13 protein-coding genes are annotated in these 14,458 nt (G+C 33.1%); 8 read left to right on the forward strand and 5 right to left on the reverse strand.

Annotation, left to right across the window (positions count from 1 at the left end; all coding sequences use genetic code 11):
- Positions 1 to 10: 10 nt before the first annotated feature.
- Positions 11 to 1,177, reverse strand: a complete 1,167-nt coding sequence (gene dinB, locus ACYSNV_RS04415; RefSeq protein WP_461761355.1) for a DNA polymerase IV — start codon at positions 1,175 to 1,177, stop codon at positions 11 to 13.
- Between the two features lie 79 nt (positions 1,178 to 1,256).
- On the opposite strand from dinB, the gene ACYSNV_RS04420 reads away from it, so the two are divergent.
- On the forward strand, positions 1,257 to 2,024 hold the full coding sequence (locus ACYSNV_RS04420) for an XRE family transcriptional regulator (RefSeq protein WP_461761356.1): 768 nt from the start codon (positions 1,257 to 1,259) through the stop codon (positions 2,022 to 2,024).
- A gap of 103 nt (positions 2,025 to 2,127) precedes the next feature.
- Here ACYSNV_RS04420 and ACYSNV_RS04425 read toward each other — a convergent pair whose 3' ends face one another.
- The gene (locus tag ACYSNV_RS04425; RefSeq protein ID WP_461761357.1) at positions 2,128 to 2,670 is read right to left on the reverse strand and encodes a hypothetical protein; all 543 of its coding nucleotides are present in this window, start codon (positions 2,668 to 2,670) and stop codon (positions 2,128 to 2,130) included.
- 230 nt (positions 2,671 to 2,900) lie between these two features.
- The gene (locus ACYSNV_RS04430) at positions 2,901 to 3,548 is read right to left on the reverse strand and encodes an NAD(P)-dependent oxidoreductase (RefSeq protein ID WP_461761358.1); all 648 of its coding nucleotides are present in this window, start codon (positions 3,546 to 3,548) and stop codon (positions 2,901 to 2,903) included.
- Between the two features lie 138 nt (positions 3,549 to 3,686).
- On the opposite strand from ACYSNV_RS04430, the gene ACYSNV_RS04435 reads away from it, so the two are divergent.
- From ACYSNV_RS04435 to ACYSNV_RS04460, 6 genes are all read left to right on the forward strand, one after another.
- Complete coding sequence (locus ACYSNV_RS04435) at positions 3,687 to 4,043, forward strand: winged helix-turn-helix transcriptional regulator (RefSeq protein ID WP_461761359.1); 357 nt, start codon at positions 3,687 to 3,689, stop codon at positions 4,041 to 4,043.
- 447 nt (positions 4,044 to 4,490) lie between these two features.
- Positions 4,491 to 5,285: a GLPGLI family protein gene (locus ACYSNV_RS04440; RefSeq protein WP_461761360.1), complete on the forward strand. Its 795-nt coding sequence runs from the start codon at positions 4,491 to 4,493 to the stop codon at positions 5,283 to 5,285.
- A gap of 99 nt (positions 5,286 to 5,384) precedes the next feature.
- Entirely contained in the window at positions 5,385 to 6,371 is a 987-nt protein-coding gene (locus ACYSNV_RS04445; RefSeq protein ID WP_461761361.1) for a lipoate--protein ligase, read from the forward strand.
- 148 nt (positions 6,372 to 6,519) lie between these two features.
- A complete protein-coding gene (locus tag ACYSNV_RS04450) occupies positions 6,520 to 7,029 on the forward strand; it encodes a GNAT family N-acetyltransferase (protein WP_461761362.1) in 510 nt (169 codons plus the stop codon).
- A 423-nt stretch (positions 7,030 to 7,452) separates the two neighbouring features.
- Entirely contained in the window at positions 7,453 to 8,466 is a 1,014-nt protein-coding gene (locus ACYSNV_RS04455) for a hypothetical protein (RefSeq protein ID WP_461761363.1), read from the forward strand.
- Positions 8,426 to 10,747, forward strand: a complete 2,322-nt coding sequence (locus tag ACYSNV_RS04460; RefSeq protein ID WP_461761364.1) for a hypothetical protein — start codon at positions 8,426 to 8,428, stop codon at positions 10,745 to 10,747. The genes ACYSNV_RS04455 and ACYSNV_RS04460 overlap by 41 nt, the downstream gene beginning before the upstream one ends.
- A 241-nt stretch (positions 10,748 to 10,988) precedes the next feature.
- Here ACYSNV_RS04460 and ACYSNV_RS04465 read toward each other — a convergent pair whose 3' ends face one another.
- Positions 10,989 to 11,627 (reverse strand): hypothetical protein, encoded by a 639-nt coding sequence (locus ACYSNV_RS04465; RefSeq protein ID WP_461761365.1) that lies wholly within the window; start codon positions 11,625 to 11,627, stop codon positions 10,989 to 10,991.
- Positions 11,628 to 12,187: 560 nt separating this feature from the next.
- On the opposite strand from ACYSNV_RS04465, the gene ACYSNV_RS04470 reads away from it, so the two are divergent.
- Positions 12,188 to 13,501 carry a cryptochrome/photolyase family protein gene (locus ACYSNV_RS04470; RefSeq protein WP_461761366.1) on the forward strand — a complete coding sequence of 438 codons (1,314 nt, stop codon included), beginning with the start codon at positions 12,188 to 12,190 and terminating at the stop codon, positions 13,499 to 13,501.
- 293 nt (positions 13,502 to 13,794) lie between these two features.
- On the opposite strand, the gene ACYSNV_RS04475 is transcribed toward ACYSNV_RS04470, so the two are convergent.
- On the reverse strand, positions 13,795 to 14,295 hold the full coding sequence (locus ACYSNV_RS04475) for a GNAT family N-acetyltransferase (protein WP_461761367.1): 501 nt from the start codon (positions 14,293 to 14,295) through the stop codon (positions 13,795 to 13,797).
- Between the last annotated feature and the right edge of the window lie 163 nt (positions 14,296 to 14,458).

The following is a 14,458-nucleotide window of genomic DNA, read 5'->3' on the forward strand; positions in this document are numbered from 1 at the left end:
TAAAAACAAATTACTTTAAATATTTATTTTTGCTTTTTAATACCGCTCCAGAGCAGCGTGCTATAATTTGGTTTCCGAAGCGTTTTTTCATGGTATCCATCGTTTTGTATAAAGCCATGATTTGTTGGGTATCTTCAAATAAATTCATTTGATCGTTCCCCCTTACCAAGGCGCTGAATTGTATACCGATTAATCGCAATCGCATACGTCGATTATAGAGCTTGTCAAATAATTCATACACCACCCTTGTCAGGGTATGATCGGCACTTGTGTAGGGTATTTTACATTGCTTGGTTTGGGTATCAAAATTGGAATATCGAATCTTTACCGTAACTATACTAGTTAGCCAATTTGAATCTCTAAGTTCAAAGGCTAGTTTTTCGACCATCCCTAAAAAAAGAGCTTTAATACCTTGAATATCTATGGTGTCTGTATCAAAGGTATGCTCCTTTGAAATACTTTTTTGCTCTTTATACGGCTCAACTAAAGAGGTGTCAATTCCATTGGCTTTTCTCCATATATCAACTCCATTTTTCCCTAATATTTGTCGCAAAATCTCTACAGGCATCTCAGATAGTGTTTGTATGTTTTTTATTCCAATTCGCGTTAGGGTATTAAAGGTAACTTGACCAATCATGGGAATTTTCCCAATAGATAGGGGGTTTAAAAAAGGTTGAACCTGGGCTTGTTGTAAAAAAATAGAACCTTTGGGTTTAGACTGGGTAGTGGCTATTTTAGAAACCGTTTTGTTAACCGATAACGAATAACTAAAGGGAAGTCCGGTTTGCTTTTGTAGGTTTTTAGCTAATTCTTGCGTCCATTTATAGGTACCAAAAAATTTATCCATCCCACTAAGGTCCATGTAAAACTCATCAATACTGGCTTTTTCTAAAATGGGGACTTTTTCCATTAAAATCTCGGTAACCATCCCAGATATATTGGAATAAAGTTGCATATCACCTTGAATTACTTTGGCCTGAGGACAAAGTATATTGGCCATTTTCATAGGCATACCCGAGCGAACCCCAAAATACCTAGCCTCGTAAGAACAACTAGAGACCACACCTCTTTGTTTTCCCCCAATAATTATAGGAATTCCTTGTAAACAAGAGTTGTTTAACCGTTCACAAGACACAAAAAAACTATCTAAATCTAAATGTACAATTGCTCTTTCCATATTACAAAAAAATATTAGGACAAACTTACTACAAATCATATCTAAAAAGCGTATATTTGATGCTATAAATATTAGCAAAATGTCATTACTATCTGATAACATCCGTTATTTAAGATCCCAAAGGGATATTTCTCAACGTATTGTAGCCGAAGGATTGGCCATTACTCGAGCTCGTTATGCCAAATATGAGGAAGGAGCCTCTGAGCCTCCACTTGCTTTATTATTGCGTATTAGTCGCTATTTTCACATTAGTGTAGATTTGATGATTTCGGTAGATCTTCGAAAGGTTCCTATGCAAGAATTACTTCAATTAGAGGATAATCGAATTTTGCTACCTATTATGGTGGATCCCAACGGAGATAACTTTATTGAAATTATTCCGCATAAGGCTCAAGCTGGTTATCTAACAGGTTATTCCGACCCAGAGTATATAGAGAGTTTACAGCAAATCTCCATACCGTTTTTAAAGCATGGAAAGTACAGAGCTTTTCCCATTGAAGGAGACTCGATGCCTCCGCATGGCGAGGGATCTTTTATCATAGGTAGTTATCTAGAGAGTATACGAGATATAAAACAAGGTAGAACCTATGTAATTGTAACGGCTAATCACGGAATTGTTTACAAACGAGTTTATAAAGAAACAGTAGATAGTTATAAACTGGTTTCTGATAATAGTTTTTATAAACCCTTTACTATCCAAGCTTGGGAGATTTTAGAGATATGGGAATATGCCAGTAGTATAGCCACTAAGGAATTTGACCCACAAGATAATACTCAAAATGATACCAAAGCGATGTTTTTGGAGTTGAAAACTATGTTAAATCAGGCCATAGAAAACAAAAAGTAAGTACTTTAAAAAAACAGCTAGAAATGCCCTAGCTATCCAAAGAGGTTATTTATAAGGATTTCAATAGCAGGGCAATAAAAAAAAAGATTTTTTTAAGATCAACTTACCCATAGTTTTGGATAATAAACTTGCAGATTATTTTAATATAATAAGGGTCTTTATAAAATAAATGACCTTGCTTTTTAAAAAAAGTAACAGAATCGGGCTGCATTTTATCAAACCAGTTTTTATCTGGTTTATTTTGATCAAGATCTGCGTAAAAACAATCTATAACTTGACAAGTTGGTTTTTTTTGTTCTTTACGAATCCTAGTGGATGATACCAAACAAAGTTTTTGAATTTCTAATCCTTGTAGGGCAGCTTTCCAAGCGATGGTTCCTCCGATACTAAAACCAACAATAAGATCTATGGGGTTTTTAACTTGATTTAATAATTGCGTAACAGCAACTTGAAGTGAACTTGTCACAAACTGGTGGTGAATATCTTCTTGTGTGAGGTTTTCTTGAAAAATACCTCCTAGCTTTAGACTGTCATAAAGCTCGATGTGAAACACAGTTTGTAATTCTTTAATATAATAATTAAGCCAAGTAGCATTTGTGGTTCCAAAGATATCTGATAAAATAAGCAATGTTTTTTTTTCTTGCATAGGCATGAGAAATTTTCTTCAAAAGTAATCTATTTTATATTTTAGAATTTTTTAAAAATCACCTATTACTTAACTTTTACAGGTAATGAGATTATCAACAGGTTTAACTCTGGTTAAATCCGGTAATAAGTGAAGGTTTTTAATTACTTTGCTTTTGGGAGCTAGAATACAAAATAATAGTCCCTAAAAACTGGGACTATTACTTACTTATAATTTTTGATATCGCTGGCTTAATAAGCTGCTGTAAATCTGGTTTTGTGGTGTTTGGGTGTTTCAATTTCATCTGCAATAACAACTGCTAGATCTTCTACCGATAAAATACTTCTGTTATTTTCATCAAAAACAGGCATGTGGTTTCCTAAACGATATTTTCCTGTTCTTCCTGTAGTAATGCCTTGATGCATTTCAAATGCAGGACTGAAAAATACCCAATCTATATCGTTTTCTGCTTTCAAAAAGTTGTAATAATCCCTTGCTGCTAAGGCCCCTGCATAAATTTCTTTTGGAAAGTCAGGCGTGTCAACCGCTTGAATATCCGGAGCCACATACAAACTACCAGCCCCGCCAATGACAATGTAGCGTTTAACACCTGTAAGTTTAACAGCTTCTTGAATTGCCTTAGACCCTGCAAGAAAGTCATTATAAAGATTTGGATTAGTCCAACCGGCATTAAAAGCGCTGACAACAATCTCATTACCCTTTAATATTTCTGCAAGTTTATTAACCTGTGTAATATCTGCTGAAACATAACTTAAGTTAGACTTATCTGTTTTAGTTATATTTCTTGAAATTCCTGTAACACTGTGGTTACGGCTCGCTAGCTCGTCGGAGATACTTTTTCCGACAAATCCTGTTGTTCCGATTACTGCTATTTTCATGATTGTGATTGTTTAAAAAATTTATATTACAAAGATATCTAGTCTAGTTACAAAAAATACACCTGTTACCTTTTGGTAAGTGGTTTCTATTTGGTAAGTAGTTGATTAATTAGTAATTAGTTTTGTAACTTTGCACTTATGAAAAAACAAAAATCAGAACTCACACAGGTTTGTAGGTTACAAGTTCAGGGTGTTAAAGACACACAGGACTTGTTAAGCGGGAAATGGAAATTTGTCATTATAGCGGCACTTTACAATAACGGAAAATTTCGATTTATGGATTTAGTACGACACATTCAAGACATTTCCCCAAAGGTGTTGTCAAAAGAACTAAAAGATTTGGAAATGAACCAACTTGTCAAACGAACTGTTTTGGACACCATGCCTATTACGGTCCAATACGAACTTACAGTGCATGGTAAAAGCCTTAATAAAGTTGTCCAGGCAATGGGGGAATGGGGCATAGAATACCGAAAGAATATTATCGGGAAATAATTGTTTTTTATTTATCTTATCTTTAGTTTGGGTAAAGGATAAAAACAGCGTGTATCCCAATAAGGTCTTGTAACCCATGGCCATGGGAATCCTTTTTTTTTGCGTTAGTTGTGGTGTGTTAACAAAGATGCAAAGAGATAAAACATCCAGCCTAAGTTTAACCTGGGTAAAAAAAGGCACTAGTGTACATAATAAGTGTAATAGGAACTGTGTCATCTCCCAAGGTTGTAGATATTAAATTAGATTAAAAAAATAACAGCTTTTGATATTGGTTTGTATCCAATATTAGCACCATGTGTTTACTTTTTAAAAAATAAAATATTAAGAGAATCTTGTTTACTGGATTGGTTATCTCTTATTTAGTAGCTTTTAATCCTATAGCGGGATAATATATGGCTATTGATAGTAACAGAAATACATATATAATTACCATAAAAAAAAATTAATATGAAAAATACCCTGCTGCTTTTAATTGTTGTATTTGCGTGTTTTAGTGGTTTGGCTAATAATCAAAAAAAAGCAATGAGATATGTATATGATACTTGTTTTAAAGCTTTCATAGACAAGGATTCTTTAATGCATGAGTCTGTGTATTTAGACGTTTTTGAAAAGGGCTCTTATTTTTATTCAAAAGGCTTTGCCAAGCGAGTAGCTAATTTAAACACCCCTGAATATGCCTCTTATGTAGGATTGCCTATTGCAACCAAACAGGATCATACCAATTTTAAAGAAGTGGTTATTAAAGACAACCAGGATTTGTATTCTTTGGAGACAATCTCTGAGTTGTATATATATAAAGAACCAGTTGATTTAATTCAATGGGATATTAACCCCAATGTGGAACAATTAAATGGTTTTCTTGTTCAAAGTGCAACCGGTGAGTTAAATGGACGTATCTGGCAGGTATGGTTTACAAATGATATAACCTTAAAAGAAGGATCCTATAAGTTTAAAAACTTACCTGGTTTTGTAATCAAGGCTCAGGATACAGAAAAAGAGTTTGTCTTTGAATTGGTAGAAAGTTTTGAGATTGAACTTGAGGAAAAATTTCATGAATATGAAAACGCCAAATTAATTACTACCTCTAATTTATTAAAAGCCAGAAAGGTTAAAGCAAATCAAAGCTTTGATCAAGTTTTAGCTGCTATGGGAATAGTGGTTAATTTTGAATCAGATCTTAATACAGATCAAGCTCGAAAACAAAAGATGGGAGATTCTAGAAACTATATACAGAAATTTTAAACTCTTGGTAAGATACTATTGTTATGTGCTAATTAAAATATAAAACCAGGGTTGTATCTTTTTGCAATACTTAGTAATTTTACACAAAAACACCAAGGTATGCTTATTATTAATTCACCATCTACAAACCCGTACTTTAATATCGCTTTAGAGGAATACTTATTGTATAAATATCCAACTCAAACCATATTCCTACTATATATAAATGCGCCTTCAATTATTGTGGGTAAATTCCAAAATACCCTAGCGGAGATCAACTTGGATTATGTTCAAGAGAACAATATCAAGGTAGTTCGTCGTATGTCCGGTGGTGGTACGGTATATCATGATTTAGGAAATTTAAACTTTTCCTTTCACACGGTTTTAGGCCAGGATGATTTTATGGATTTCTCTAAGTTTACCCAACCGGTTTTAAATGTTTTACATCAGTTAAATATTCCAGCTGAATTACAAGGTAGAAATGATTTACTGGTGGATGGAAAGAAATTTAGTGGAAATGCAAAATTGGCCAGAAATGGTAAGATGATTCAACACGGAACAATTCTGTTTGATTCCAATATGGATATTTTAAGTGATGCCTTGAAGATAAACCCTTTAAAATATAAAGATAAAGCTGTTAAATCTAATCGCTCTAGGGTGATTAACTTAAAGCAATATTGTGATAATAATTTAAGTATTGAGGATTTAAAAGAGGGATTAATTCAAGAGATGATTCAGCAAAATAAAGATGCCCAGCTCTATGTTTTAAACGCCGAGGATATCCAACAAGTAGATAAATTAGTACAAGAGAAATACAACACCTGGGACTGGAACTTTGGTTTTTCACCAAAATATAATTTTACAAATGCTATAAAAGTACCTGCTGGTTATATTGAAATACACCTAGATGTAGCCAGAGGTGGAAGTATCGAAAAAGCTAAGATATTTGGGGACTTCTTTGCCAGTAAACCTATAGAGGAATTTCAAGAGAAGCTTATTGGATTAAACCATAATGAAAAAGATATTCTTTTATTACTTAATGAAACTGACTTAACTCCCTATTTTGGAAATGTGACTCCATTGGAGATCATCGATCTCTTTAGATAAAAAGGCTAAAAAAAATAGTGTCTTTAGGAATGATTAGATGCATAAATTAAAAGCATAGGAATTTGAAAAAGTGGAAAGCTACTAACTAACCAGCTCGCTATTTAAAATTAAAATAAGGATTAATTATAACCAATAAAGCATTTATCAGGTGATATTAAGAAAAGCAAAACAAGCCGATATACCAATTATTTGGGAGATTCTAGCCCAGGCTATCCAACAAAGAAAACAAGATGGTAGTACCCAGTGGCAAAACGGCTATCCTAACTTACAGACCCTTAGCTGTGATATTGACAATGGGTATGGGTATGTTGTTGAACAACAACAAGAGATAATGGCCTATGGGGCTATAATTTTTGATGTTGAGCCTACTTATTTGGATATTAAAGGCAGTTGGTTAACTAATAACCCTTATCTGGTTATTCACCGAGTGGCTACCTCTAAGAAGAATAAATCAAAGGGAGTGGCAACTCAATTTTTTAAAATGATTGAGGATTTAGCCTTACAAAATAATACTTATAGCATCCGAGTGGATACCAATTTTGACAATATTCCCATGTTGAAAATATTTGATAAACTTGGTTATAGTTACTGTGGTGAAATATTTGTAAACCAAGACAGTAGAATGGCTTATGAGAAAGTGCTAACTAAAAAGGATTAGAACTAAGGGTTGATTGGGTAACTAAAGTGGATAGATTTTAATAAAGTCGGCGTATAATTCAAAGTGTGTCAATGCTTGAAGTTATCGTTGGCCAGTTAGGATTTATGTTGTGTTTTGCCCTTTATAAATTATTTTTTTTAAACCTAGGTAGCGGTGGTCTATATTTTTTAATCTGGTGTTTATTGCATTAAGAAAGTTTTTTAAAACTCCCTGTTTTTAGGTAATTAAATAACTTTTAGAAATTTGTATATTTACCACTGATTAAAAATCAAATACTACGATTTCATTTATTTTACATATAGCTTGTTTACAATATCGTACTTATAATATTTTTATTTAGATAAATAAAAAATTAGTTTGCTTTTAGAGTTACTCTCCCTTATATAGCATACTTTAAAAAACAGACAATCTTAAAAATAAATCATGTTAAAAAAAATAGGATCACTATTGGGGGCGTGTCTAGTTTTACTTCTTTTTAGTTGTACAGAAAAACTAGATATAAAGGCTCCAAGTTTATCTTTTTATTATTGGAGAACTATCTTTGAGTTGGACTCGGTGGAAACGGACTATGTAAAAAGTTTAAATATCAATAAACTCTATGTTCGCTACTTTGATGTTGGATTAAAAAACGGTAAAGCTATTCCAATTAGCCCCATAATTTTTAAAGATACCATAAGCCAGCAAGTTGTTCCCGTTGTGTTTATTAAAAACGAAGTGGTTTTTCAGCCTAATGTCAATCTAGATGCATTAAGTGATAATATTGTTCAGATGATTGATCAAATCAATCACAAAAACAACATAGAGATACAAGAGATTCAGTTAGATTGCGATTGGAGTGGTCAAAGTAAAGAGGCTTTTTTTACTTTGGTAGAAAAAGTTAAGCATAAGAGTCAAAAAAAGGTTTCTTCCACCATTCGATTGCATCAGGTTAAATACGCAAATAAAACAGGTATTGCTCCAGTGGATTATGGTACTTTGATGTATTACAATATGGGAAGTATTTCGGCAGATACTTTAAATTCTATTTACGATCGCCAAATAGCCTTAAAGTATATTAATTCTTTAAAGACCTATAGTTTACCCCTTAAATATGCCCTTCCGATTTATAGTTGGACGATTCATATAAACCAAGAAAAAGTTCTTGGTTTATTACAAGGCTTAAGTACAAAAGAACTGCAAGAAAATCCTGACTTAACACAAATAGGAACCAATCGATTCTTGGTTACTAAACAAACTAGGTTAAAAGGCAAAGTACTTTTTGTTGGTCAAGAGTTAAAACTTGAGATTCTAGAGCCTAAAGAGCTAAGCCAGATGATTCTAGATCTACAAAAAGCAAGTGGACGAAGCACACCAGAGATTATTTTATATGACCTTAATTCCAATAATTTAAAATTATATGAAAAAGAATTTTTACAAACCTTGGTTGATTATAACTAGTGTAGTTGGTTTTTTATCGGCTGGTTACTATGGGTATAGTTGTGCTGATGGGTGGTGGGATTATTCGAGTTATTCCAATTTTGCTCCCGAGGCAATAGCTGATGAGTCTTATAAACCGCTTTTCTACGCTCCGTATGATAAGTTTTACGATTCTAGTTATATGGACAATGCCACGATGTTCAACCAAGATATTGTTGGGCAATGGGACGATTATCTAAATGGAGTTATGCCCAAAAAGGACATTGAGGATTTGTTGTTGTTTAGCCCAAATTCGCAGCAGACTTTTGCCGATTTCTTTAACCAAATGGTTAAAGAAAATAGTGAGGTGTGGGATTTTGGAAATAAGAAACTAGATAACTTTGCTACTTTTTTGGCTATTGCTAAAAAGGTGGATACTTACTCTAGTGATAGATATGATTATTGGGATTACGATCAGTATGCAACTGCTCCGATGCAAAGTGATTTAGCCCAGGACATTGAATTGTATTATAACAATACGATAAAAGACAGTGATTTGGATGCTTTTATGAAAAATCGCATGTGGTTTCAAGTGGTAAAGGCTCTGTTTTATAGTCAAGATCGTTTTGCCGTGGTGGACTTCTTTAATCAAACAAGTACACAACAAGCAAAAAATCAATTGTATTATAGAGCTTTGGCCTATGTAGGTGGAGCATATTATCAAAAAGGGGATTATCAAAATAGTAATTTATTATATGCTAAGGTTTTTGATTCTTGTCCAAGTTTAAGACAAATGGCTGTTTATAATTATAGACCATTAACAAGCCAAGAGCTAGAAAAGACTTTATCGTTAGCCCATGAAAATTCAACTAAAGCTGCTATTTTGGCCATCGATAGTTATTACCACCCCCATTTGACTAGTTCTACTTTGCAAAGAATCTATGAGCTAGATTCTAAAAGTGAACATTTAGATTTTGTTTTAAGTAGATGGGTGAATATCCAAGAGCATGAGATTTTATCAAAGCAAATAAGCAACTTTACAGACCAAAAAGCCTATCAAGATCATATTTTTGAATCCTTAGATAACAAGACCTTGTCGTGGATTAATCAAAAGGCAGAACAGCCCTTAAAGCTTCACAATCCCGCACTTTGGTATTTAGTATCGGGTTATTTTGATATTTTTCAAGGTAATTACAATAAGGCTGCGAATAACTTTAATTTAGCCAAAGATAATGTCAAGGACAATGAGCTGATTTTAGATCAAATACGAATCTTTAGTTTAATTAATCAAGTAAGTCAAATAGATCAGTTACCAAATCAAGGGAAACAGGAATTGATCCCAGAGATAGATTGGCTATTAAATCAGCTGAGTTATTATGGTAGTTTACAAAGTGGAGCCCTTAGGTTTTCAAATGCCCAAACCTATATTAGAGATGTAATCTCTAGGGTTTATAATAAGCAAGGAAATGCCGTTTTAAGTGAGATTGTAAAGCCGCAGGTAGCTTTTTATAGTGATTTATCTAATACCCAGAAAATGCAAGAGTTTTTAGAGAAACCAGACTTAAATGATTGGGAAAAAGTGTTTTTAAAGAGTTACTATGTCACTTTAAGTGATATTTACCAAAACCAGGCACTTTTACTTTTTTATCAAGATAAACTATCTGAATCTCTACAGGTAATGCAAAAAGCAGTTACCCTAACTAAATTAGATTACAACAATAAGCCTTATAGTATTGTTTACAAGGATTTTGAGCTTTTGGGTAACCCGTTTAATGGAAAGATTAAAGATTGTAACGATTGTGATCATGTAGCCTTGCAAAGTGTAAAGTACACGAAAGAGACTTTTTTAAAGAAGCTAATAGAAATGCAAGAAAACATAAAACAAGATATAGATGTTTACAACAATGCACTATTGGTTGGAAATGCATTTTATAATACCACCTATTACGGTAATGCCAGAATGTTTTATAGTAGTGTGTTACTAGGGGATAATAGTAATTTTATTCACGATTCTGCCAGGAAATATTTGCTTAACATGGACAATGCCCTGAAGTATTATAATATCGCTTTTAACGCGGCTACAAACGATGAGCAAAGAGCAAAAGTAACTTATTTAATGGCCAAGATTCAGCGAAACGAGTTTTACAAGCAATCTTACCACAACAAAGAGTACCTCTCTAGTATTTGGGCAGATCAAGTAGCCTTTAAAGCCTTTAAGGGATTTAAAGAACTCTATGAAAATTACCAAAACACCAAGTATTACCAACAGGTAATAAACGAGTGTGGGTATTTTAAGACTTATGTAAATAACAAACAGATCTAAGGTGTAGACTAATTACTAGGTTGATTAAAAAAGACTTTTTTTAACCAACATCGGGTACAGCTTAGATTAATCTAAAAATAAAGAGCGTGTTTATTTTTTTTGCATTAGTTTTATTTAACTAGTTGGTAGAATTGAAAATAATTGTAAAAATCTTTAAAAAATCAAATACCCTGTGTTTATACTAATTGTAATTAATATAAATCCAGGGTATTATTATAAATAAGAAATCCGTTTATATGTTTTAAGCCGCTCCGTTTTCAATTGAATCCTCCACGAATTTCTGCAGCTCTTTAGGTGTGATAAAACCATCTAGGAATTCCTCTAAAGTTCCAATTACTTCCACTTTTTGAAAAAACTCACTGTGATCGGTGGCAAATACCGTTGGGTTATCTGGGTTTGGATCAGCCTCTAAGATATAGTAATGATCAGGGTGGGTGAAACCAAAGCAGAGTTGAATAAAGTTAGGGTTTGTAACTTTAGCTACTTTTTCAAAGACCTGTAAATCTAGTTTATCTCGATCCTGGAATACCTCTTGCCATTCTTTGTAATCCAAAGTGGAAGGGTCTAGTGGAGTGAAGTAAGTCGTGGTCCATATCTTTTGGCCATGATTATCCACCACATCAAAATAAAAATATTGTAGGAGTCTTTCGAAAAATACTGGTTTGTTGTTGTAAAATAAATCTAAATGCAATTTGATGTAGTCCGATAGCCCTTTTATAGGCTCTGTCTTTGGATCTAAATCCCATTTTAAAGTAGCTGGTTTAGGGTAAAGTAATGCTTGAAAATCAATGGATATTAGCTCCTGTTGTAGCGTACCTTGTTTTACTTTATCTATATTTCCGCCAAGGGCTTTGATTTGTTGCAATATTTTTTGTTTCATATCAATTATGTTTAACTATTTCCTTTTGGTATTTGAAATTCAACTATTAATTAGATTGTGTAATATTTTAAGGAAACTATTTATTAGTTGTTAAATAAAGTTACATAATTAAAATGATTTATCAAATGCATTTTTTTAGGATTACTTTTTATTGGGATACTAGATAACATTACTTTTTATTGGGATACTAGATAACGAAGTACTTTAAAAATGTGGGGTATTTTTAAAGCGGGACAAACAAAAGCAGGTATTTAAATAAAAACAATATAAAAAAATGTAAAAACCTGGGTAAGAAAATCTTTTTTGAAGAATTAAACTATACAGGTTTACCTTAAACAAAGAGTCTTTTTGTACTTGTTTTACCAGTTATAAGATCGTTGTTTAAATTTAAAAATGCTTTTTAAGTGGTGAAACTCTTGGTTTAGATATATTGTGAGTACTTTTATAAAGTAAATAGCTCTGTTTTTTAAAAAGCAGATTAATAAAACGTATTTTACCTATTGGTAGCTGCGTTTTTTTCTTGGATTGAGGGGAGTTACAAATTAAAAACTAGTTTTATTGTGAAAGAAAAAGTTTCTATCTTTTGGTTTAGACGAGATTTACGTCTTGAGGATAATTTTGGCTTATGCCAGGCCCTTGCTTGTGGGGTTGCAGTTTTACCTATTTTTATTTTCGATCCTCATATCTTACAACAATTAGAAGACAAATCGGATCGCCGAGTAGATTATATTCACCAGAGTTTACAGTTTTTAAACAAGGAGCTAGAGAAATACGGATCTACTTTAATTACTCTTTATGGGGACCCAGTTGCAGAGTTTGACAAACTAATTAAAGACTATGCTATTGCAGGGGTGTACTGTAATGAGGATTATGAGCCTTATGCCATAAAAAGAGACCATAAGGTGTCGCAGTTTTTAAACCAAACAGGTATTAGTTTTAATTCCTATAAGGATCAGGTAATCTTTGAAAAACAGCAAGTAGTAAAATCAGATGGTTCGCCTTACACGGTTTACACTCCTTATAGTCGTAAATGGAGAGAGTTATTAACCCCAAAGAACTATCAAGGTTATCAGGGCGATTTCTCTGGTTTTTTTAAGACTAAAAATAAGCCTATTATGGATTTAAAGCAGTTGGGATTTGAAAAAACAGATATGGTTTTTACCCAACCTACTTTGGATTTACAGATTATTCAAGACTATGAAAAATATAGGGACTATCCATATGTTAGTGGCACCACCCACCTAGGTACGGCTTTGCGATTTGGAACCATCAGTATTCGTAAGTGTGTGGAGTTTGGTTTAAAACACAATCAAACTTGGTTAAGTGAACTGATTTGGCGAGAGTTTTTTATGCAAATTTTATATCATTTTCCAAAGGTTGTAACCCAGAGTTTCAAACCTAAATACGATCTGATAGCTTATCGAAATAACTATGAGGACTTTGTGTTATGGACCCAGGGTAAAACTGGTTATCCTATTGTGGATGCAGGAATGCGAGAACTTAATCAAACCGGGTATATGCACAATCGGGTTCGAATGATTGTGGCTAGTTTTCTATGCAAGCACCTTTTAATTGATTGGCGTTGGGGTGAGGCCTATTTTGCACAAAAGTTAAATGACTATGATCTCTCTGCCAATAATGGTAATTGGCAATGGGCAGCGGGGTGTGGTTGTGATGCAGCACCTTATTTTAGGGTTTTTAATCCTACACTTCAAAATCAGAAATTCGACAAAGATAATTTATATGTAAAAAAATGGGTTCCTGAATTAGGCACTGCTAGTTACCCTGAGCCAATGGTGGAACATAGTTTTGCTAGACAACGAGCCTTGGATACTTACGGGAAGGTGCTAAAAGACAATTCGCTTAACAAATAACTACTTTAGTAGTCTAAACCATCTTAAGACTCCAAATAAAACAAAACCATTGTAAAGCGTGAAAAAAGTGACTTTGATTGCGTAGAGTTAAAAACGGTGTTGAGGTTATTTTTTTTTAAAAGATTTTTTTTTAGGGCATAGAAAGTTGCCTTAGTGATAAAAAAGGTAAGTATAGAGTCTAAAAAAAGTGCTTTTATTAAAGCTAAGCAAAGTAAAAAGTCAGGTTTTTTACCAAAAGCAACTACTTAAAGAATAAAAACTAAGGGTAATAAAAACCCGGACTTTGGGGTATCTTATCGTAGATTTAGTTGATAGAGTAATAGATTCTCATGGTGGATTTTTGTAAAGCCTTTTACTTTAAATTCTAAAGAATTTAACAAAGTAAGGCTTTTGTAATTAGTAGGGGTTGTTACCGCGTAAACAGCCAGATGATTAGTGTATTGTTGTAAATGGTCTATCAAGGCTTTACTGGCCCAAAAGGCGAGTCTTTTGCCTATATGTTGTGGCAATAAAGCAAAGCCCAAATCAAAGTACTCTAGGTTTTCTCTTTTAATAAGGCTAATTAAACCAACTAAATGATTGTCCTGGTCTTGTATTGCCCAGTAATGAAAATCTGGTGTATTGTTTATTTTTTCAATATAAGCTTTTGCTTGATCTAAGGTATTCACATGGCGCTGTCCGATAAATTCTAGCCACAAAGGTGTATTGACTAACTCCAAAAGGAATTCAGCCATATTTTCTTGTAAAGGAATTAGACTCACATGAGAATTACTTATTTTTTCTAAGTAGGTCATACGATTAATTTTTAGGTAAATCCCAATAGCATTTTAATTCTAAGAACTTCATGTTTTGGGAGTTATATCACTACAAAGCTAAGATAGCTAGATAGATTATACTAATAGTTTTTTTTTAGAGCACTAAAAACCTCAAATTCTCTTAGTGGTAATTTTTAGAAAA

Source organism: Myroides sp. LJL119 (genome assembly GCF_054871605.1).